The following is a 22,860-nucleotide window of genomic DNA, read 5'->3' as shown; positions in this document are numbered from 1 at the left end:
TGCTTTTTTATTTCACAGTACAAATATTGGACATTAGCCTATTGTTTACTTATAATAAACTTGTATACTTCAGGGCAGGGTGTAATTCCCGATCGGCGGTAAACCCCGCGAACCAATTTGGTAGAACTTGTTAAATTCAAGTGGCGACAGTTAAAGTCTGGATGGAAGAAGTTTTTTTCATGTTTGCCTTGAGTATTAATATTTTTTTACAAGGAGGCTAATATGAAAAAATATAATACTCGCACAATGGTTAATATAGCAATGCTTACAACGGTATCCATGATACTGTATATGTTTGAATTTTATGTACTCCCAGGTTCTCCATTACAAGCGGATCTCAGTGATTTGCCAGTTATTGTAGGTGGATATCTATTAGGGGCAGGACCCGGACTCATGATTGCTTTTTTAAAAAATCTCATGCATATGTTATTTTTATCCAAAAATGCAGGTCCAGTCGGAGAAATTGCAAATTTTAGTTATGCAGTCTTGATTATGTTACCCATTGCATTGTACCAACCAAAGACTAAGTCTAAACGGGTTGGCTTATATGTGTTTACGGTGTGTGCGAGTGGACTTTTAATGAATATTATTAATTACTTTATAACATTCCCATTATATGGAATGACCCAAGAAGGTGCCTGGAATTTGCTCTTTGCGGTGTTTTTACCATTTAATTTAGCAAAAGGGACGCTATTAATCGTTTTCTTTAGTGTTTTACGTCCCCATATACATAGAATCACAGGACATTAATGTGATATAATTACCTCAAGGAGTGATTGGATATTATGAAATCTCGAGTGAATAAATATCAAGACTTACATGAGCAAATTGCATTGGACTCTGAAAGTAATATTGAAAATTCAGATCTCTCACATTTTGCGAATCGATTAAATCAAATTGATGATCAGTTTGATAAAATGGATGTCGTTGCCAGAGAAGATCGTGAGCCAACACATGCACGTCAAATTGAAGAGGTTCAAGAAGAACATTCAGTGATTGAAGAAGCAAAGACTGAACCACAATTTGATACTTTTGAAAGTGCATATCTCAAGGATTTTTTAGATGAAGTTAAAGAGTATAATGTTCGCAAAGGTTATCGGGATCTTGAGAATACCGATGCAAATATTTTAAGCGAGTTGAATAAATCGTCAGAAATTGCAAAACCATTTAATGATGATGAAATGACAACCGTTTTACATGCTATTGATCCAGAATTGTCTACAATGGATGCAGATGTTTTTATTGAGGATGAAATTGAAGAAGAAGTAAATCTTGATGAATTACCAAATCTTGATGAGACAATAGTATTCAAGTCTGTAGAACAAAGTAATGCCGATACATTTGACGAAGAAGATGAGTTGGAAAAAACCATTGCAATGGCTGTTCAAGAAATGGTAGATGACGAAGATGTATCGTTAGATTTATCAGGTCAAGATTCATTTGATTCGGTAGAATTTGAGTTGGAAGCGGATGAGTTTGAGAATATCTTATCTGAAGAAGATGATTCGATTTTCGAAATGCAGGCTCAATTGGATGCAATGGAAGATTATTCCGATAATGATTTTGATTCGGATAAGTTCCGTAGTGAATTACTCGCTCAAACACAAACTTTACAACATAAAATCATTGATCAAGAACAAAACATCGATCAAATGAATGAAACAATGGTTCGAACAAATCGAATGTTGAACGTTGTTCTTTCGTTATTAATCCTTGCGATTATAGTTGTATTGTTGCTGATTGTAGCGCAATTTAGGAAGTAGGATAGTTTTTGTGTTTAATATAGCAATTGATGGACCGAGTGCGTCGGGGAAAAGCACCATCGCTAAGCAATTAGCAAAAAAATTAGGATTTGTGCACATCGATACAGGTGCAATGTATCGCGCAGTTGCACTAATTTGTTTGAATCAAGATATTGATTTAAATGATGAAAAAGCATGCTTTAATATCGTTAAAGATTTGAAAATCGAATTGCCCGAAGAAAATATGATTTTAGTAAATGGGCAGGATGTATCACTTCTTATTCGAAACGATAAAGTTTCGAAAGCTGCTTCACAAGTATCTAAACATAGATCAGTTCGTGATGTTTTAGTATCAATTCAACGAGACATCGCTTCAAAAAAAGGATTTGTTTTGGATGGACGTGATATCACATCAGTTGTTCTTCCAGATGCTGAAGTAAAGATATTTCAAACCGCAGATGCGAGTGTTCGCGCGCGTAGAAGATATAACGAATTGATAAAAAATGGAATTAAAACAACATATGAAGAAGTTCATTCTGATTTAGTTGAGCGTGATGAGCGCGATATGAATCGTCAAGAATCACCACTGATTAAAGTTGAAGATGCCATTGAAATAAATACAACTTCGATGTCAATTGAAGAAGTTGTATCACAAATAGTAAATATTATAGAGAGTAGGAATTTGAATGATTGATGGAGTAGTAGCAATCGTTGGCCGTCCTAATGTAGGGAAATCGTCTCTGTTTAATCGAATTATGGGTGAGAGAATTTCTATTGTTCATGATGAAGCAGGGGTTACACGTGATCGTCTATATGGAAAGACCACATGGTTAACAAAAGATTTAAGATTTATTGATACGGGTGGAATTCAAATGGAAGGCCAACCGTTCCAAGAAGAAATTAAAATGCAAGTTGATATCGCTATCGATGAAGCGGACATTATTCTCTTCGTTGTAAGTGCTAAAGAAGGCATGACTACAGATGATGAGTTTATAGCACGTCTTTTAAGACAAACAAACAAACCTGTCATCATTGCGGCAAATAAGGTAGATGATGTTCAATTTGTATCGGATATCTACGAGTTTTATGCACTCGGCTATGATGAACCTTTTGCAGTATCTTGTGAACATGGTATCGGTTTAGGTGATCTTTTGGATGAGGTCATTAAAAAATTACCACAAGACGGGATTACGATGTATGAGGATGAACTTAGCTTCTGTGCCATTGGTCGCCCTAATGTAGGGAAAAGTTCATTGGTAAATGCAATGTTGAATCAAGATCGTGTTATTGTTTCGAATATCGAAGGAACGACACGTGATGCAATCGATACACCTTTTAGAATGAATGAACGTGATTATGTCATCATTGATACTGCGGGAATTCGTAAACGCGGTAAAGTCTATGAAGATGTAGAAAAATATTCAGTATTACGTGCTATGAGTGCAATTGATCGAAGTGACGTTGTGTTATTTTTAATCGATGGTGAAGCAGGTATACGTGCACAGGACAAACATGTTGTTGGGTTTGCGCACGAAGCAGGAAAGCCAATCATTATTGTTTATAATAAATGGGATGTTGTAGATAAAGAAGAAACTGCGATGGAAGATGTAAAAAAAGTTATTCGCAGTGAATTTATGTACTTATCCTATGCTCCGATTGTATTTGTATCTGCATTAACACGTAAACGTGTTCATACGTTGATTCCGCTTATTGAAGATGTTCATGCAAACAGTATTAAACGTATCAGTACAAGTGTAATCAATGAAGTAATTCATGATGCTGTAATGCTTACACCGCCACCATCACACAATGGAAAACGTTTAAAAGTATTCTATGCATCACAAGTTAGTACAGTGCCACCAACATTTGTTATTTTTGTAAACGATCCCGAGTTGTGTCACTTCTCGTATAAACGCTATTTAGAAAATGCTCTGAGAAATGCCTTTGATTTCACAGGGACGCCAATTAGAATTCTAATTAGAAAGAGGGGAGCTTAATGAAAATCGGAATTGTAGGTTCTGGTAGTTGGGGAACTGCTTTAGGTCAAGTCTTAGCGGATAATGGACATGAAGTTATGATGTGGGGACGTAAGTTAGATCAGGTTGTAGATGTACATCTATATCATTTAAATGAAGAATTTTTTCCTGGTGTTAAACTTAACGAACGATTAGATGCTACACAAAATTTCGAAGACATATTAGACTCTCAAATTATACTTCTTGCAGTGCCAACAGGCGCTGTAGAGGAAGTTTGTATTGAGTTGAATGCTCATTTAAGTAATCCTGTCATTATTATCAATGTTGCGAAGGGATTACATCCTACAACGCATGAATTACTTGATCATGTTATCAAACGCGTCATTGATTCAAATAAATTGAAGGGTGTTGTGAGTTTAATCGGTCCTTCACATGCAGAAGAAGTTGTGCTAAGAAAAATCACAACAATTAATGCAGTGTCGGATAATCCTGTTCTTGCCGAAGAAATTCAAGTTCTATTTTCGAATGATTATTTTCGAGTTTACACCAATGATGATGTAATAGGATCACAATACGGTGTAGCAATCAAGAATGTCATTGCGCTTGCAAGTGGCATCGCTGCAGGATTGGATGCGGGAGATAATGCGCGTGCTGCATTAATAACTCGTGGTTTAACTGAGATGCAACGATTTGGTGTTCACATGGGTGGACAACCTGAAACCTATCTTGGGCTCTGTGGTGTTGGCGATCTCGTCGTTACAGCTACATCGGTCCACTCACGAAATTTCCAAGCAGGAATGGAAATTGGTCAAAAAAATTCAGCTGTTGGATTTCTAGATCATAATACAAAAACTGTAGAAGGTGTTTTTGCTGCAAAAGTAGTTTATGAAATTGCAGTGGAAGAGGGCATTGATATGCCGATTACTGAACAAATATATAAAATTATATATGAGGAAAAACGCCCTTCTGAAGCCATAAGTGAATTAATGGTGAGAGATTTGAAACCTGAGCGTATTTAACTTGTCAGACAGCAGTTATAATGCTATTATTTGATTATGAAATGGAGGTTTCAATATGAGTGAAACATACAACAAGAAATTATTAAGCGAGTCAATCGCTGGCAAATTAGACATTAGTAAAAAACAAGCAAATGAATTTATCGAAACATTCCTAGACGAGGTAAAAGAAATTCTCGAAAATAAGGGAACAGTCGATTTAGCTGGTTTTGGAAAATTTGAGGTTCGTCATCGTGCAGAGCGTGATGGTTTTAATCCTCAAACAAAAGAAAAAATCCGCATTGCTGCATCACACAGTGTAGGATTCAAACCTGCGAAAGCTCTTAAAGACGCAGTTAAATAATAAATGATTTTAAAAAAGGAGCCTGTCTCCTTTTTCTATAGTGGAGGTTAGTATGGGTTTAATGGGTGTCGGCTATGGATTTGTAATCCTTGCCGCTATAATATCTTTTGCTGCACAGATGTATGTTCAATCTGCTTACAGCAAATACAGCCAAGTGGATACATTTGAACATTTGTCCGGTGCACAAGTTGCACGTCGTATTTTGGATCTTAAAAATATTGATGATGTTCAAGTTGTTGAATCAAGTGGTGGTGAATTGAGTGATCATTACGATCCAACAAAAAAAGTTGTGGCTCTATCACCAAAGGTTTATCACGAAACAAGTATTGCTTCAGTTTCAGTTGCAGCTCACGAGTGTGGTCATGCCATACAACATGCTGAAAATTACGGATTTATTGCATTACGTAATAAAGTTTTACCGTTTGCGATTGTCGCAAGTAAATTCAGTATGATTCCGATCATGATTGGTCTGTTTGGAAGTCCACAGTTTCTCAAAATTGGAATTATTCTGTTATGTGTAATTGCGATTTTTCAATTAGTGACGCTTCCTGTGGAATTTGATGCGTCATTACGAGCAATTAAAATCTTAGAACAAGAATCATTGCTTGATTCTGGGGAACTTCAAGGATCAAAAAAAATGTTAACAGCAGCGGCTCTTACCTATGTTGCAGCGTTAGTTGGAACTTTATTAAGTATTCTTCGATATATTGCGATTTATAATCGTCGCAATGATTAAGACACCAAGTGTGTCTTTTTTTTATGTCCGACTATGTATCGTGTTTATTTAAATAAGGGGATGAATATGCGTTGTTACTTATTTTTTTTATTTGTATTTATGTTTTGTTTCACGACAAGGGTTAAATGTGAATATATCGATGATCGACGACACGTTCCAAATGAGCTACTTGAAGTGATGTTTGATAAAAAAATGCTTCATTTGAGAGGGTGGGCGTTTGTAAGAGATTATCAAAATTACTATGATAGTTCGACTCATGAGTATCGACTCCATTTAACGGGTCCTTCTCATAAAGTATTCCCATTGTCACTAAATTCCGTAAATCTGACTCGAATCATGTCTTATCGAGGTTATCGCTTATGTGATGATAATCAGATGAATCAAGAATCCTGTAATCATCATTATGAAAATGTAGGTTTTGCGGGCTCTATACCGCTTGATACCTTGTTAGAAGGTGATTACGCTTTGACACTAGAGATATACCATAGACAAACACATCGTAGCGTAGAGGTGCCTTTATATCTAACAAGCATGAAATCTATATCGCATCAGTATGAAGGTCAAGACTATTTGATTGACTCAGTTTTTAAACAAGGAGGAATTACAGTGTATTATCATACACTGATTGCAACGGCTACACCGTTTCCGTCGTATGAAGGCAAAGTAGTTGAGTATGGACAGAATTGTTCACTTTCTCATGGAAATACATCTTTTTATCGTCAAGGTGCAGTGTTTCAAAAAATAAAAGATGTAACCAAGTATAAAGGAATTGTTTCTTATTTCAAAGTTGGAGCAAAACAATCGGGTTGTGTTGATGGGCGACAACGGTTAATTGAAGGAAATGATGTCACAGTCTATATACCAAGCACGTTTGTGAACTATACAGGAGGAAGTATGAAGCTTAAAATACGAAATCGGATACCGAAGCTTGATGCTCAACCGATTTCAATCAGTCAATATCAACCTTATGATGTTTTTAAAAGTGTAAAGGCGGTTGATTACGATCAGAAGAATATTTCACAACGGATAAAGGTTACATCGAATAATGTTAATGAAAGGATCCCAGGAACGTATCAGACATGTTACTCCGTAACGAATTTTCGAAATCAAAGCGTAAAATCGTGTCGGAAAGTTGTTGTGGAAATGATACCAACATACTTTAGATATCTTAGTGATTCGAGCCTGCAAAAAGCACATTTAAAAATTTGGAATCAGAGTTCGTTTGACTCTGTTTTAAGAGATACATTGTTGAGGCGGAAAAAGTATATAAAAAAATCGTATTGATGAAAGTAGAAATTCTTTCATCAATACGAAAACGTTAATTATTTTTTGGATTCTTTTTCTACTGCAGCTTGAGCAAGTATATTTAAGTAGTTCCAAGGACGGTCAAAATGTGGTTGGAAGAAAAAATCAACATAAGCTAAATCTTCGATTGTCATTTTGTTTTGAACTGCTAGTGAAAGTGTATTGGCGGATTGAGTAATATCGTATTTTGAGATTACTTGACCACCGACAATACGATGTGTTTCTTTTTCATACACAAGTTTCATCATCACTTGTTCAGTTGTAGGCATGAACTCAGGACGGTAGTTATCTTTAACAAGTACTGAATCTACGTCTAAGCCAAAGAAAGGTGCTGAATTAACGGTAACTCCAGTGGAGCCAATATTATATCCAAAGAGGTATAATCCAGAAGTACCTTGTGTTCCACGGTATTTAACTTTATTTTCAAGAATGTTCTTTCCGACAAGTGTACCCATTCGAACTGCATTTGTAGCAAGAGGAATATAAGCATGGTCACCTGTTGGGTTATAGTGAACTGCTACGTTATCACCAGCAGCATAGATTTCAGGACGACTTGTTTGCATATACTCATTAACTTTAATTGCACCATTTGGCAAGGTTTCAACTTTATCCTTAATTAATTCTGTACTTGGTTTAAATCCTACACACATAATTACGAGGTCTGCATCATAACTTCCCGCAGAAGTAATTACTTGACTTACATTTCCATTGTCATCGGACTTAAACTCTTGTACAGTTTGGTTAAGTGCGAGTTTGATACCACGGTTTGTGAGGTCTGCTTCTAATACATCAGTAAACTCAGGATCTAGATACTTATTAAGGATTCGATCAAGTCCGTCAACTAAAGTTACATCTTTACCAGACTCTCCGAATGCTTCAACAAGTTCAATACCTATATAGCCACCACCAACAATAACAACTTTTTCAGCTTTGTCTTTGCGTGCGATGATTTCTTGAGCTTGATTATAGTTTTTACATAACATAATATTTTCAGCTTCAATTCCTGGAATTGGTGGAACAATCGGCCATGACCCTGTTGTAAGAACTAACTTATCATAAGTTTCTTCAAAAGTTTCATTTGTAAGTAAATTTGTAACAGATACGCGTTTTGCTTCAACATCAATATCTGTAACATTATGTTCCATATTAACATCTGCGCCTAATTCTGCAAGTTCTTTAGGGCTTGAATAAAATAAACTTTGTGCGTCTTTTACAACACCACCGATATATAAAGCAATTCCACATGATAAAAATGACACATTATCATTACGTTCAAAAACCTTTACCTCAGCAGTAGGGTCTTCATTAATAATCGCTTTAACTGCGGATGTACCTGCATGTGTACAACCAATAACTACAACTTTCATACATAATCCTCCTTAATGTATACGCTTATTATACCAATGTTTAAAATGAAATTTGAGTGATATGACCGTAAACGAATAACTGTTGTTGACACAGAATTAAATCAAACATATAATAGTTGTTGCGAACCATTTGCATATGGTTGTGATTCGTATATTTCAGTGTGATTATCATAAAAATAATTGGTATTTATAAATAAAAATAAAGAATGAAAATATATAAGGAGATGGCATGAAATCGATACTTAAATTAGAGAATATGGATTTTTCATATTCTAAAAACAATATTTTAGAGTCCGTATCCTTTGCGATTGATGAAGGGGATTTTGTAGCTTTAACAGGAGCAAATGGGTCGGGGAAATCGACGCTTCTTAAAGTTATTTTGGGCTTTGAGAAGGCTCAATCAGGAACGGTAACACTTTTAGACGAGCCCATCGATGCCTTTAGTCAGTTTGACGATATAGGGTATGTTCCACAAGGTGGATTATTGGGTGTTGCGGATTTTCCGGCGACGTCGTTGGAAATCGTGATGCTAAGACTTTCCAAAGGGAGTTTTTTTAATTTTTATAATAAGTCACGTAAAAAACGTGCACTTGAAGCACTTGAGCGCGTCGGTATGGAAGCATATGCCTCAGAAATGATTAACAATCTTTCAGGTGGGCAATTGCAGCGTGTATTAATTGCACGAGAATTAATCGTAGAGCCAAAGGTATTATTTTTAGATGAACCGACCAATGGTTTAGATCAAGAGGCGATACGAAACTTATATCAACTTCTTGAAAAACTGAATCAAGATCAAAAAATGACTATCGTAATGGTTACCCATAACTTAGACCATGATGTACAAAAAATTAATCGTATTTTTGAAGTGAAAGATCGTAAGGTTCAAGAGGTGAAGACTCATGTTTAAATATGAATTTATGCGAACTGCATTTCTTGTTGGTGGCTTGTTAGCGGTCATTATACCACTCATTGGTGTTGTAGTTGTTTTCAAAAGAATGTCGATGATTGGTGATGCATTATCACATGTTTCTCTAAGTGGTATTACGATAGGGTTAATTCTCGGTTTTAATCCAATTGTTGGGGCGATTGCATTAAGCTTGGTTGCTGCGTTGAGCATTGAGTTTATACAAAAGAAATTTGGGAAATATCAAGAACTTGCGATTGCGATTATCATGTCCTTTGGAATCGGTTTGTCAGGTGTTTTGCTTGGCTTTGTGAAAAACCCGGCGAATTTTAATAGTTTTCTATTTGGTAGTATTGTCGCAATCGGTGATAGTGATAATTTACTTGCGATTTTACTCAGTTTGGTAGTTATTGGTGTATCAATTCGATATTATCGTGAATTTTTCTATCTCGCTTTTGACGAAAAATCCGCATTTCTTTCAGGTATTGACACAAACCGCATTTCATTGATATTCACAATTCTTACCGCAATCACGGTTTCGATTGCATCACGAATTGTGGGTGCATTGATCGTTTCATCACTTATGGTTATTCCTACAGCGTGTGCTATACAAGTTTCAAAGAGTTATCGCTCCACAATGCTTTATGCAATTGTATTTTCCTTAACCTTTGTGTGGCTAGGGCTTGCGCTGTCATATACCCTCAATCTTGCTCCTGGTGGAACGATTGTGCTTTTGGGTGTTGGGGTATTAGTTTTACTTATTATAATAAAAGCTGTATTAAAGCGAGGGTAATCTTGAATTTACCTTCGCTTTTAGTTATAATAGAGAAGATAAAAATCATTGAAGAGAATTAGTAACAGGCAACATCTTTTATAGAAACAATAGGGTTGATGGAACTATTGATTGATAACCTGCGAATTCATCTTGGAGAGAAGCTAATCACTTACGTTTCGTTTGCGTTAAAAACGAAGAGATGTATACATTATTTGTATAAATCAGGATGGTACCGCGCTTGACGTTCCTGGACGTGCGGTTTTTTTTATGTTTAAGGAGGATTTATATGGACTTGAAAGAGATTATGAATCAAGGGATTGAAGCAATCAAAAAGGCAGAGACTCTTGAGCACTTAAATGATGTTCGTATTGAATATCTAAGTAAGAAAGGTCTTTTAACGAAAGTTATGGGACAAATGAAGGATTTATCAAATGAGGAAAAACCATTGTTTGGTAAACGCGTGAATGAAGCGAAACAAAGTATTGAGTCTGCACTTAAAGAAAAACAAACAGACTTAGAGGCAGTTAAATTAAAAAAAGATATGGCTAAAGATGCGATTGATGTGACATTACCTGGAACTCAATTTAAACAAGGAAGTCAAAATCCACTCATTCTTATGCGTCGTGAAATGGAAGATTTCTTTAGAGAAATGGGATATAAAGTTGTCGAAGGTGACGAAGTTGAACTTGATTTATATAACTTTGAGCGTGCTAATATTCCGCAAGATCACCCAGCTCGTGAGATGCAAGATACATTCTTTATTGATGAACATACCTTACTTCGAACCCACACAACGGCAATTCAAATGCGTGCGCTCGAAGAATATGCACCATCCGTTCCAGTGAAAGTAATTTGTCCTGGAAAAGTATATCGACGTGATGACGATGATGCGACACATTCCCATCAATTTGTCCAAATGGAAGGTTTAGTATTAGGTCACGGAATCACCTTGTCGGATTTAAAAGGTACTTTAAACCTTTTTGCGAAAAGAATGTTTGGCGAAAGTCGTGAAATACGTTTTAGACCTAGTTATTTCCAATTTACGGAGCCAAGTGTTGAGATTGATGTAACTTGTCATATCTGTGGTGGTAAAGGATGTAGTATTTGTAAAGATACAGGTTGGATCGAAATTCTTGGTGGTGGTATGGTTCATCCTAACGTCTTGCGTGCTGCAGGTTATGATGACCCAACACTTTCAGGATTTGCTTTCGGTATCGGAGTTGAACGTATAGCAATGCTTAAATATGGTATTGATGATATCCGATCATTTTATACAAATGATAAACGTTTCATTGATCAGTTTAAGCGTTTTGAGTAGGAGGTTAGAATGTTAGTTAGTAGAAAATTATTAAATAGATATGTAGATATTGCAGATATTGACACATTAACACTTGCGGATACCTTAACAAACGCAGGGTTAGAAGTTGAAGGAATTGAACCGTTAATTCACGGAACACATTTAACGGTGGGGCATGTATTAGAATGTGTTCCGCATGAGGATAGTGATCATCTAAACGTCTGTCAAGTTGATTTAGGTGATCGTGTTGAACAAATTGTATGTGGGGCATCAAACATTAAAGCAGGATTATATGTTTGTGTTGCGCAAGTCGGAGCAGTATTACCTGGTGATTTTAATATCAAAGCCTCAAAAGTTCGTGGTGTTGAATCCAATGGAATGATTTGTTCCCTAAATGAATTGGGAGTTGCTGAAAAATTCCAAACAGAAGAACAAAAAACAGGAATTGTTGTTCTTCCTAAAGCAGAACCGGGTAGTAATCCAGCAGTTGCGCTCGGATTGGATGATGAAATTCTTGATATTTCTCAGACACCAAACCGATCTGATTTTATGTCGATAATTTCGATTGCGCATGAAGTAAGTGCATTATTTGGACGTGAACTTACTTTGCCTCAATTTGATGGTGCATCGGATACTGGCAGTGAGACAGAACTTAAGATTCAATCTTATACTGAAAAATCACCTCTGTTCTTAGGAAAAGTGATTGGTAATATAACAATTGGCACTTCTCCAGCTTGGATTCGTGAAGCACTTATTGGTTCCGGTATTAAGCCGATTAATAATGTCGTAGATATTTCAAATCTTGTTATGCTTGAAACAGGTCATCCAATGCACTTTTACGATATTGATTTCTTGAAAAATCAAGATTTGTCAGTTCGTGATGATTTTGAAGGAACCGTAGAGGCACTTGATGGTCAAACATATGATCTAGAAAAAAATGACCTTGTTATTATGAATGGTTCGGTTCCAGTAGGGATTGCAGGGATTATGGGTCTTGGAAATTCCATGATTCAACCTCATTCAAGAGGACTTGTAATTGAAGTAGCGCGCTTCAATCATGTTTCAGTGCGTAAAACCGCAACACGTTTGGGTTTAAGTAGTGAATCTTCCACACGTTATACCAAACCAATGGATAATAATGCTTCAAAACAAGCAATGGATCGTGCAGTTTCACTTTTAATGGAGTATGCAAGTGCATCAGCACTTGAAGAAACTGTTCAATGGGGTTCACTTGACAGTACACCGGTTGTAGTATCAATTACCGTTGATCGCATTAATAAATACCTTGGAACAGCTTTAGAAGAAGCAGAAATTATCAATGTTTTTGAGCGTCTAAATTTTAAACCTCAAAATTTGGATGGTAATATCACGTGTACCATACCGTCGTACCGTAAAGATATTGCAATTGAAGAAGACTTAATTGAAGAAGTAATTCGAATTGTTGGCTATGATGTTATGGATGAAACATTACCATTAATGGATTTAACGCTTGGTAATCTCAATGATCAACAACTTAAGGCACGAATGATTGAAGATGTGCTTCTTGGATTTGGTGCTGATCAAATTTTATCCTATACACTTGTTGATGAATCAAAGACTGTTGGTTCTGAAAGTTTAGGGTCACCAATTCGTCTAGCGAATCCGATAAGTGACAAACGTGCTTATTTAAGAACACACTTGTTACCATCGATGGTTGAAGTTTTAGCATATAATAATGCGCACAAGATTTCAGATGTACTCTTCTTTGAACAATCTTCAGTATATGCTAAAGGGGCGAAATCAAATCGTTTGGGCGTTATTGGCCAAGGATCGCTATGGAATCAAAATTGGACCAAAACTGATATTCCTTTAGATTTCTATACGCTCAAAGGGATGATCATGGAATTATTTGAAAAACTCGGTTTTAACGAAAAACGATTCCAGTTTAAGCAAAGTGGCTTTGATGATACAAAATTCCATCCATTCAAGAGTGCAGAGATTTTATTTGATCGTAAACACTTAGGTGTTATTGGACAATTGCATCCTCTTTATGCAAAAGAATATGACTTAAAAGACCCAATTTATTTAGAAATTGATTTGGACTATCTTTTAGGGCAAAAAGCAGGTGCAATTAAAGCGACTTCAGTAGCAAAATATCCAATAATGACTCGAGATTTAGCAATTCTTTGTGATAATGAAGTTGCAGTAAGTGATTTAATTCAATCAATTGAAAAAGTATCTCGAAAATATTTAGTTGATTTAAATGTCTTTGATGTATTTACGTCAGAAAAATTAGGAAATAAGAAATCCATTGCATTCCAATTGTCTTTTGGGCAAGACCGTACCCTCGAGGTAGAGGAAATTAATGATATAATGAGTGCAGTGATTGAAGAACTTAAAAAACGTTTCAACGTTGAAGTGCGATAACATTAGGAGGTAAAAATATGGGTAGAGCATTTGAAGTTCGTAAGGCGTCGATGCAAAAGACAGCGGCCGCTAAAACGAAAGTGTATTCACGATATGGAAAAGAAATTTATATGGCAGCGAAAGCTGGAATTCCTGATCCTGAGATGAATGTGGGTTTAAAACGCATCATTGATGAAGCAAGAACTAAACAAGTTCCTGCGGATGTTATTAAACGTGCTATTGATAAAGCGAAGGGTGGTTCTGAAGAGAACTATCACGCAGTTCGTTATGAAGGTTTTGGACCGGGCGCATCGTCATTTATCGTTGAATGTTTAACAGATAATGATAACCGTACATACAGTGAAGTACGAAATTGCTTTACAAAATCTAAAGGTAAAATCGGTGTAAATGGTTCCGTAGTGCATGGCTATGAGCACGTTGGTTTGTTGTCATTTGAATCCAGTGATGAAGAAACAATTATGGAAATTCTTTTAGAAAATGAAGTAGATCTTATCGATATTGAACAAGAAGAAGGTCATATGACTGTCACTGTTGATACGACAAGCCTACATAAAGCAAAAGAAGCACTTGAAAGCAAATTGGGTGAGATTCAATTTGACGTGCTTGAAATTACCTATTTACCAAATGAATACGTAACGGTTGAAGGCGAAGATGCTGATAATTTCAGAAAAATTCAAGCGATGTTTGACGAAGTTGAAGATATTCAAGAAGTATATCACAACGTAAAATTTGAAGATTAATTATTTAGATAACCTCTAGTTTAAGCACTAGAGGTTTTTTGTGAACCTTTGATGAAGAATGTAAGGATTGAGTCAAAACCTTTGATTGCTTCGTATGATATACGGTATAATCAACATATACAAAAAGGGAGGCTTTATGATATGGGAAATTTATTAGACAAAGCAAAAGAACTTGCAGCAAAGGCAAAGAGCTCTGCTGATGATTTGGGTGAAAAAGCCAAAGAAACCGCTGAAGATCTTGGTGAAAAAACAGAGTCAGTAACTAAAGAAGCATCTGAAAAGATGAATGAATTTGGTGGCAAAGCCAAAGAAGCTGCTGAAGATGTACTTGAAAAAGGTCGCGATATGACAGCTGATGCAGTGACTAAGGGTAAAGAAGTTGCTGAAGATTTGTCCGAAAAAGCTAAAGAAACCGCTGAAGATTTAACGGATAAAGCAAAAGATATCTTCAATAAATAATCTGAAGTATTTAATGGCTTTAAAATAATAAAAAACCTTAAGATTTTGAAACGTGTGTTTCGGTCTTAAGGTTTTTTTATTAGAGTGTTTCAATAATTTGTGGAAGTCTTTTATGAACCAGTTTCTTTATTAATTGATACACAAGAACACTGAGAATCATAAGAAGTACACCAAATACATAGATTACATGAATTGGATTATATTTAAGGGATGCAAATACGAATCCTCCGATAATCAAGAAAGAAGAGAAAAGGGGAACCGCAGCGAGGAAATTTTGTTTGATCGCTTGTGTTTCATTATCCCAAATTAATTTTGGAGAGAGTACATCCAAGACGATAGCACTTGTATTGGAAAGGATGGAACCTAAGAAGGAACTAATGATAAAAAGGCATATATACCCGATATTTAGTTTAAGGAAACTAGCGACTAGAATGCCGATAATCCAAGTCGGAATGACCGTTATGATTGAACCAATTAGAATTTTGGCGTGAATTAGGGTCATAAAATCAAGTGGCATTGCTCGGAATTGTTGGAGGGTACGACCCTCACGGGAAATGGATGTTGCGGTTATCATACCGACATTTGCCATAAAATACGAAATCAGAAGACCAATTATAGATACTAATGCAAATTTAACGTAAAAGGCTTGGCTGTAGAAATTGGTGTTCATAATTTCCTGTAGTGTCTGGTTGATTTCCGTAATTGAGACAGGTGATTTGGATATACCTATAATTAGTGGAATGACAAAAGATACCGGTATAATAATAAGTCCCGCAAAATAATTGGTGGTAAATGTTGGTGTTCGAAGAATGTTTCGAATATCATATCGCATAATTGAGCGTAGTGCGGATCTTTGTTTTGTAGATTTTTGAAAGGCCTCCGATGTTAATACAGTTTTTTTAGAACTGGCTTCATCAATGCCAATAACTCCTTTGAAGTACAACTTTTGAACGAGTGTTACGAGCAAGAAAGGGCTTAAAATAGACACTACAATGCCTAATATCATTTTTCCGTAATCAGCATACACGACGCCTTGAGAAAGTAAAGGAATCGTAGGAAAGACACCGTTGAGTACCTTTAATAAAGCATTATCTCCTGAAGCGATGCTCGCCATAATATTAGCTAAAAAATCAGCGCCTCCGGTTCCGGATGTTTGGCCAAGATAGGCCATGCCAAGACCAAGTACAACACCAAGGAATGTAGAAACATAAGTATAGACATCCTTATTCTTAAAGAAGGGAATAAAGGTCAAAATGAGAATCATGAATACTAATGATAGTGTGAATGGAATGATGGGTATCATTAGTGAACTGAGAATAAAACGAATTATAAAAAATAGATCCGGTTTAATGTTCACAATATATGCAAGAGCAAAGGGTATAAAAATAACGGCTGCACTGACGTACATTGTCACTAAACTAGTAATAAATTTTGAAAATAAAATATCTGAAGCTTTAACCGGAAGTACTAAATATCGTTCAATATCTTTTGAAAAATAGAATATACCTGGAACGATAAGAATACCAATAATTAATATATAGACACTTGCACTTGCGAATAATGTGTGAATTGCGATGCCAGGTTGTCCTAATGAAACAGCAGATTTAATAAGTGTGTTCCAAAGATAAAAGACGATCCCCCCAAGATAGATAAAAAGAAAAGCAAATAATAGAATCATAAACTTGGAGTTCTTTTTTTTCTTTGTTGAAAGTTGTTGTGTAAAGTCATAGGTCGTTGTTTTCAACATCGTTTTGGTCAGTGTTAGAATTCGATTCATTTTGTAAGCTCCAAGAAGATTTCTTCAAGCGATAATTGGTTATAGTTTGATTTGAGGGATTCTAGAGTCCCAGTATAAACAATTTGACCATGATTGATGATAACGACCTTGTCACACAATTTTTCAGCTACTTCAAGAACATGAGTTGAGAAAAAGACGGCACCACCTTGATTTGCGTGCTCACGCATTGCTTCTTTTAAAATATAGGAAGATTGTGGATCTAGTCCGGTTAGCGGTTCATCAAGAATTAATAAATACGGATTATGAAGAAGCACTCCAATTACCATTATTTTTTGACGCATACCATGAGAATAAGATAAGAGTTTATCATTCAAAGCCTTATCCATTCCAAGGAGCTGGGTATAGTTTTGAATACGCTTTTGACGGTCCAATTCATTGATGTTGTAGATGTCGGCAATAAAATTCAAATACTCGATACCTTTTAATTTTAAAAATGCATTTGGGTCATCGGAAACGTATCCAAATTGTTGTTTTGCTTCGATGGGTTGATCACGGATGCTCAAGTCATTAAGTGTAATAGATCCGGAATCCGGAGCTAAGATACCTGTCAGCATTTTAATAGTCGTTGTTTTACCAGCGCCATTGGGGCCGATAAATCCAACGATTTCACCAGAATTAATTTGAATGGACACATCATCAACGGCTTTATGGGTACCATTATAAGTTTTCGTAACATTCTTAATATTAATCATATTTTTCTCCTTGATTATAATATGGTTCAATTATATCACTATTTTCACTATTTTCAATATCTTCACCAGCTCTATAAAAAAATAGAGGGAAACTTTCCCTCTACATCCATGTAATTTTTCGTTCGGAACCGTCAAGAATTCTCTGAATGTTTGATCGGTGTCGATAGATAACGATTGCTGCAATGATTGCGAAAGCAATTGTAACTTGAATATTTTCCTGTGTAAAGCCAAGAATCACGACTGCTGTCGTAACTGAAATCATGGCAGATAATGAAACCATTTTAGATAGATACAGCGCTGCAAAGAATATAAGTACTGGAACTATAAAATGAAGTACAGGTCTTTTTGTGACAAGAATTGATATTCCAAGTAAAAATCCCATTGCGGTTGAAACAGCCTTACCACCTTTAAACTTAGCAAACACTGGAAAGCAATGACCCAAAGTAGCGAAAAATCCAGCGTAAATAGTTGCTTCTGGGAAGACTAGATTGGTAATAACCATAGCAATGGTTGCTTTTAAGACATCCAATATCGCAACTGCAACACCAGCTTTTGCACCGAGTGTACGACCGGCATTTGTTCCCCCAAGATTTCCAGAACCGTGTTCACGGATATCCGTATTGAAAAATACTTTCCCAATGACTAACGCATTGGGAATTGATCCTAAGAGATACCCAAGGACACTTGCTAATAATATTTCCATAAATTCACCTCAAAATCATTTTACCATGTTCAATGCCAAAGTTAAAAGAACTTTAGTTAAAAGAACTTTTCATGATGGTTCAACTTTTAGTACTCAAATAATCATGAGGTCATGATATAATACACGTTGAGAGGAGTTGGAGAGCTTGAGTACACAAAATTATTCAGCATCAAGTATTGAAATTCTAGAAGGTCTTGAAGCTGTAAGAAAACGCCCTGGGATGTACATTGGATCTACCGATTCACGTGGTTTGCATCATTTAGTATGGGAAATTATGGATAATGCGATTGACGAGGCCCTTAATGGTTATGGGACGACAATTCGTTTAAATATAGAAGATGATATGACTGTATCGATTCGAGATGAGGGTCGAGGAATGCCGATTGAGACACACACGAGTGGAGTCAGTGCATTACAGGTCATTTTTACTGTGCTTCATGCCGGTGGGAAATTTTCCGAAGCGGGTGGATATAAAACAAGTGGAGGTCTTCACGGTGTTGGTGCATCTGTTGTGAATGCGTTAAGCGAAGAAGTTAATGTAAGTGTCTTCCGTAAAGACGGAACCTATAATATGACTTTTAGAAATGGTGGTAAAGAAATTGAACCACTAAAAAAAACAAGTGATCGTGGTCCAATAGGTAGCCGTGTTCGTTTTAAAGCAGATCCAACGATTTTTAAAAATTCAAAATTTAGTTTTGATACTATTTGTGAACGTGTTCAAGAAAGTGCTTTTTTACTGCAAGGAATTCAGTTTATTGTTACGGATGAGCGTGTCAATGTAACGCGTGAGTATCGATACGAAAAAGGTCTTGAAGCATTTATGGAATACATTCATGAGGATCAAGAAGTTCTAAACGACGTCATCCTTTTAAATGGTTCAGATCAAGGTATTTCAGTGCAGATTGCGTTGCAATATAATGAAGGCTATAACGAAGATACTTACTCTTATGTTAACCTTGTTCGCACTCATGATGGGGGGACCCATGTTGCGGGTTTCCGTTCAGGATTTACAAAAGTTATTAATGAATGGGCACGTAAACATAACCTTCTTAAAGATAAAGAAAAGAATTTTGAGGGGAATGATGTTCGGGAGGGGCTTTCAGTTATCCTTTCTGTAAGTATTCCAGAAAATTTACTACAATTCGAAGGTCAAACCAAAGGTAAATTAGGAACACCCGTTGCGAAAGGTGTTGTGGATGCAGTTATTTCGGAACAACTACCTTACTATTTAGATGTTCATCACGAAGAAGCTACAAAAATTATTACAAAAATACAAAAAGCTTCCCATGCTCGTTTAGCTGCTCGAAAGGCACGAGAACAAGCACGTAATGGAAAGCGAAATAAAATTGAACGCATTCTATCAGGGAAACTTGCGAATGCGCAAACACGAAATAAAAATAAAAATGAATTGTATTTAGTCGAAGGGGATTCTGCTGGTGGTAGTGCGAAGCAAGGCCGTGATAGTAAATTCCAAGCTATTTTACCTTTACGGGGAAAAGTACTGAATACACAAAAAGCAAAATTTGAAGATATTCTTAAAAACGAAGAACTCAATACCATCATTCATTGTGTTGGTGCAGGTGTTGGTAAAGATTTTGAATTAAAAGATTGTAACTATAACAAAATCATTATTATGACCGATGCGGATACCGATGGTGCCCACATTCAAGTATTGTTATTAACCTTTTTCTTCAGACATATGCGTCCGCTTGTTGAAGCGGGGTATGTTTATATTGCGCAACCGCCTCTTTATCGTGTTAAATCCGGAAAGAACGTTCATTATGCTTATACAGAAGATGAATTAGATGCATTCCGCAAACAATACGGTAAAATTGAATTGCAACGTTACAAGGGACTTGGTGAAATGAATGCGGATCAACTATGGGAAACTACAATGGATCCCGAAACGCGTTCATTAATTCAAGTTCAAATTAATGACTTTTTAGTTGCAGATAAGCGCGTTTCAGTACTTATGGGAGATAAAGTTGATGTTCGTCGAGAATGGATTGAACAAAATGTCGCATTTACGTTAGAGGAGGATCCACATGTCGCATGATTCATTAATTAAGTTACCTATCGAAGACATTGTTGGTGAACGGTTTGGTAGGTATTCAAAATATATAATTCAGGAACGTGCGCTCCCAGATGTACGTGATGGATTAAAACCGGTTCAACGTCGGATTTTGTATGCGATGTTCCATGATAAAAACTTCTACGATAAACCTTATCGTAAATCCGCAAAAACAGTTGGTCTTGTAATTGGTAATTATCATCCTCATGGAGATAGTTCTGTTTATGAGGCAATGGTTCGTATGTCACAATCTTGGAAGATGAACATGCCGCTCATTGATATGCAAGGGAACAATGGGAGTATTGATGATGATCCTGCAGCTGCTATGCGTTATACGGAAGCACGTATTTCAAAGCTATCACAAAAACTTTTAGAAAACATTGATGAAGAAGTGGTTCCATTTGTATTAAACTTTGATGATATGACGACAGAACCATCTGTATTACCTGCTCGTTATCCAAACCTTTTGGTAAACGGTTCTACAGGGATTGCCGCAGGATATGCAACCAACATTCCGCCGTTTAATCTTAATGAAATTATGGATGCTTCAATCTATCGTTTACATAATCCGAATTGTAGTGTTGAAGAAATTATGACGATGGTTCAAGGTCCTGATTTTCCAACTGGTGCAATTATTCAAGGACAAGAAGGCATTGAGGATATCATTCGTAAAGGTAAAGGCCGTATTGTAGTCCGTGCTAAGGCAGAGATTGTTGAAAATAAAAGCATGAAACAAATTGTTATTACCGAGTTACCTTATGAGGTAATTAAGTCGAATGTCGTTCGAAAAATTGACGAATTACGATTTACGAAAGCCAGTGAGGGATTTGGCGATGTTATGGATGTTCGAGATGAATCGGACCGTACGGGATTACGAATTGTTATTGACTGTAAACGGGATGCAAATGTCGAAAGTATCCTAAACCTCTTCTATAAATACACGGAACTTCAAGTTTATTACAATGCCAATATGGTTGCGATTGTAGACCAACGTCCGAAGGTTTGTGGTCTTTTAGAAGTTCTTGATGCGTATTTAAAATTTAGACAAGAAGTTGTTTTAAATCGAAGTAAGTATCGCTATGAACAAAAAGAAAAACGTTTACACATTCTTGAAGGTCTTATGAAAGCAACTTCAAACCTCGATGAAATTATTGCAGTAATTCGTAGTTCAAATAACCGATCTGAATCTCGTAATAATATCATGGCTGAGTTTGGATTCACTGAAGCTCAAGCAACTGCGATTGTTGATTTACAGCTTTATCGTTTATCATCGACAGATATTAATGCGCTTCGTGATGAGTTTGCGAAACTTGCAAATGAGCTTGAATATCTGGATCTTGTTATTAATAATATCGATATGTTGAATAATATGATTGTTAAAGAGTTTATGGAAATAAAAGAAGCGTTTGATACACCACGCAGATCTGTAATTGAAGCAGAAATTTCAGAGTTGGAAGTAGATCATCTCAGTCTTATTACAAATGAAGCTGTTATGGTAACTGTATCGCGTGACGGATATCTGAAAAAGGTTTCCTTACGATCATATGGGTCAAGTCAAAAAGATGTGATTGCGCTTATGGATGAAGATATGCCTGTATTCAGTTCAGAAGTTGAAACGACTGATTATCTCGTTTTTGTAACTTCAAGAGGCCGATATGGCATGATTCTTGTTCACGAGATTGATGAAGCCCGTTGGCGCGATACAGGTTCACATATTAATCAATACATGAAATGCGATCCAAACGAAAAAATCATTAGTGTCTTTACGTTAAAATCATTTGATACATATCGTTTTATCGTGACATCTACTGCATCAGGTATGATTAAGAAAACAGCGATTTCCGAACTAGAAGTTAAACGTACAAATCGACTTTATGACGTCATGAAGTTAGGTAAGCATGATGAATTGGTGGGTGCGGTTATAACTTCGAATGACGAACACTTGCTTCTAGTAAGTAAAGAAGGTCAATGTATGCGCCTCGATCTCGCTGAGATTAATCCTATTGGCCTGCGTGCTAAAGGTGTTATCGGAATGAAACTGAAACTTAATGATCGTGTAGTCTCTACTATGGGCTTATCGGATGAGTCAGAAGTTGTCTTTGTATCCGATCGATTCCAAATGAAACGGATCAAAGCACAAGATATTGCGATAAACAATCGTGCAACGCAAGGAACCTCTATTGTGAAAATGGTTAAGAGTAACCCACATTGCTTGGCTGAACTTTTTGTTGGAAATATTCAAGATCATATTTTAATTTATAATGATCATACTTCAATTATTCCAATCAAAGATGTTCCGATTATGTCTGCAGATGCTACCTTCTCAACGGTAACTACGGAGAAAGATTTCTCAATACTGAGACCTCTTGTTCATGTAGTGAAAGTTGCAATTCCTAAAGTAGAAGATAAAAGCGTTACTGAACCTTTGAAACTTGATTTATAATTATGTATAATTGTAGGGTAGAGTTATTACGTTCGACCTTACAAAACCAAGTCTGGCGGTTGTATACTTCCAGACTTTATTATTTCA

Annotated in this window: 20 protein-coding genes, 1 riboswitch and 1 other annotated feature; of the genes, 16 read left to right on the top strand and 4 right to left on the bottom strand. The window is 36.2% G+C overall.

Annotation, left to right across the window (positions count from 1 at the left end):
* Positions 1–61: 61 nt before the first annotated feature.
* Positions 62–177: riboswitch (FMN riboswitch) on the top strand.
* A gap of 45 nt (positions 178–222) precedes the next feature.
* From EL194_RS07995 to EL194_RS07960, 8 genes are all read left to right on the top strand, one after another.
* Positions 223–750: an ECF transporter S component gene (locus tag EL194_RS07995; RefSeq protein WP_003773817.1), complete on the top strand. Its 528-nt coding sequence runs from the start codon at positions 223–225 to the stop codon at positions 748–750.
* Positions 751–785: 35 nt separating this feature from the next.
* Positions 786–1,763: a hypothetical protein gene (locus EL194_RS07990; protein WP_003773816.1), complete on the top strand. Its 978-nt coding sequence runs from the start codon at positions 786–788 to the stop codon at positions 1,761–1,763.
* A gap of 10 nt (positions 1,764–1,773) precedes the next feature.
* On the top strand, positions 1,774–2,436 hold the full coding sequence (gene cmk / locus EL194_RS07985) for a (d)CMP kinase (RefSeq protein ID WP_003773815.1): 663 nt from the start codon (positions 1,774–1,776) through the stop codon (positions 2,434–2,436).
* The gene (gene der / locus EL194_RS07980) at positions 2,429–3,739 is read left to right on the top strand and encodes a ribosome biogenesis GTPase Der (protein WP_003773813.1); all 1,311 of its coding nucleotides are present in this window, start codon (positions 2,429–2,431) and stop codon (positions 3,737–3,739) included. Before cmk ends, der begins: the two co-directional genes overlap by 8 nt.
* Positions 3,739–4,737, top strand: a complete 999-nt coding sequence (locus EL194_RS07975; RefSeq protein ID WP_003773811.1) for an NAD(P)H-dependent glycerol-3-phosphate dehydrogenase — start codon at positions 3,739–3,741, stop codon at positions 4,735–4,737. Before der ends, EL194_RS07975 begins: the two co-directional genes overlap by 1 nt.
* A 55-nt stretch (positions 4,738–4,792) precedes the next feature.
* Positions 4,793–5,077: an HU family DNA-binding protein gene (locus EL194_RS07970; RefSeq protein WP_003773810.1), complete on the top strand. Its 285-nt coding sequence runs from the start codon at positions 4,793–4,795 to the stop codon at positions 5,075–5,077.
* A gap of 52 nt (positions 5,078–5,129) precedes the next feature.
* Complete coding sequence (locus tag EL194_RS07965; RefSeq protein WP_003773808.1) at positions 5,130–5,813, top strand: zinc metallopeptidase; 684 nt, start codon at positions 5,130–5,132, stop codon at positions 5,811–5,813.
* 66 nt (positions 5,814–5,879) lie between these two features.
* Positions 5,880–7,097, top strand: a complete 1,218-nt coding sequence (locus EL194_RS07960; protein WP_034886572.1) for an immunoglobulin-like domain-containing protein — start codon at positions 5,880–5,882, stop codon at positions 7,095–7,097.
* A gap of 38 nt (positions 7,098–7,135) precedes the next feature.
* Here the strand turns inward: EL194_RS07960 and EL194_RS07955 are convergent, their stop codons facing one another.
* Positions 7,136–8,485, bottom strand: a complete 1,350-nt coding sequence (locus EL194_RS07955; RefSeq protein WP_003773804.1) for an FAD-dependent oxidoreductase — start codon at positions 8,483–8,485, stop codon at positions 7,136–7,138.
* 229 nt (positions 8,486–8,714) lie between these two features.
* Between EL194_RS07955 and EL194_RS07950 the strand changes: the two genes are divergently transcribed.
* The 6 genes from EL194_RS07950 (at position 8,715) to EL194_RS07925 (ending at position 15,066) form a co-directional block, all read left to right on the top strand.
* Entirely contained in the window at positions 8,715–9,392 is a 678-nt protein-coding gene (locus EL194_RS07950) for a metal ABC transporter ATP-binding protein (protein ID WP_003773802.1), read from the top strand.
* A complete protein-coding gene (locus EL194_RS07945; protein WP_003773800.1) occupies positions 9,385–10,182 on the top strand; it encodes a metal ABC transporter permease in 798 nt (265 codons plus the stop codon). The genes EL194_RS07950 and EL194_RS07945 overlap by 8 nt, the downstream gene beginning before the upstream one ends.
* Before the next feature lie 39 nt (positions 10,183–10,221).
* Positions 10,222–10,416: a binding site (T-box leader), on the top strand.
* Positions 10,417–10,450: 34 nt separating this feature from the next.
* Complete coding sequence (gene pheS / locus EL194_RS07940; protein ID WP_003773797.1) at positions 10,451–11,482, top strand: phenylalanine--tRNA ligase subunit alpha; 1,032 nt, start codon at positions 10,451–10,453, stop codon at positions 11,480–11,482.
* 9 nt (positions 11,483–11,491) lie between these two features.
* Positions 11,492–13,867 carry a phenylalanine--tRNA ligase subunit beta gene (gene pheT, locus EL194_RS07935; RefSeq protein WP_003773795.1) on the top strand — a complete coding sequence of 792 codons (2,376 nt, stop codon included), beginning with the start codon at positions 11,492–11,494 and terminating at the stop codon, positions 13,865–13,867.
* A gap of 17 nt (positions 13,868–13,884) precedes the next feature.
* Entirely contained in the window at positions 13,885–14,607 is a 723-nt protein-coding gene (locus EL194_RS07930) for a YebC/PmpR family DNA-binding transcriptional regulator (RefSeq protein ID WP_003773792.1), read from the top strand.
* A 141-nt stretch (positions 14,608–14,748) separates the two neighbouring features.
* Complete coding sequence (locus tag EL194_RS07925; protein WP_034886571.1) at positions 14,749–15,066, top strand: hypothetical protein; 318 nt, start codon at positions 14,749–14,751, stop codon at positions 15,064–15,066.
* A gap of 79 nt (positions 15,067–15,145) precedes the next feature.
* Here EL194_RS07925 and EL194_RS07920 read toward each other — a convergent pair whose 3' ends face one another.
* The 3 genes from EL194_RS07920 to plsY all read right to left on the bottom strand — a co-directional run bounded on the left by EL194_RS07920 (position 15,146) and on the right by plsY (position 18,259).
* On the bottom strand, positions 15,146–16,843 hold the full coding sequence (locus EL194_RS07920; protein WP_003773788.1) for a hypothetical protein: 1,698 nt from the start codon (positions 16,841–16,843) through the stop codon (positions 15,146–15,148).
* Positions 16,840–17,556, bottom strand: a complete 717-nt coding sequence (locus EL194_RS07915) for an ABC transporter ATP-binding protein (protein WP_003773786.1) — start codon at positions 17,554–17,556, stop codon at positions 16,840–16,842. The genes EL194_RS07920 and EL194_RS07915 overlap by 4 nt, the downstream gene beginning before the upstream one ends.
* A 100-nt stretch (positions 17,557–17,656) precedes the next feature.
* A complete protein-coding gene (gene plsY, locus EL194_RS07910; RefSeq protein WP_003773783.1) occupies positions 17,657–18,259 on the bottom strand; it encodes a glycerol-3-phosphate 1-O-acyltransferase PlsY in 603 nt (200 codons plus the stop codon).
* Between the two features lie 145 nt (positions 18,260–18,404).
* Here plsY and parE point away from each other — a divergent pair, with 145 nt between their 5' ends.
* Both parE and parC read left to right on the top strand, forming a co-directional pair.
* Entirely contained in the window at positions 18,405–20,315 is a 1,911-nt protein-coding gene (gene parE, locus EL194_RS07905) for a DNA topoisomerase IV subunit B (protein WP_034886570.1), read from the top strand.
* The gene (gene parC / locus EL194_RS07900; protein WP_003773779.1) at positions 20,305–22,773 is read left to right on the top strand and encodes a DNA topoisomerase IV subunit A; all 2,469 of its coding nucleotides are present in this window, start codon (positions 20,305–20,307) and stop codon (positions 22,771–22,773) included. The genes parE and parC overlap by 11 nt, the downstream gene beginning before the upstream one ends.
* Positions 22,774–22,860: the final 87 nt, after the last annotated feature.

Origin of the sequence: Erysipelothrix rhusiopathiae (assembly GCF_900637845.1) — a bacterium.
GTDB lineage: Bacteria > Bacillota_I > Bacilli_A > Erysipelotrichales > Erysipelotrichaceae > Erysipelothrix > Erysipelothrix rhusiopathiae.
The sequence above is the reverse complement of the archived record's forward strand: the minus strand, read 5'-3'. Positions and strand labels throughout refer to the sequence as shown.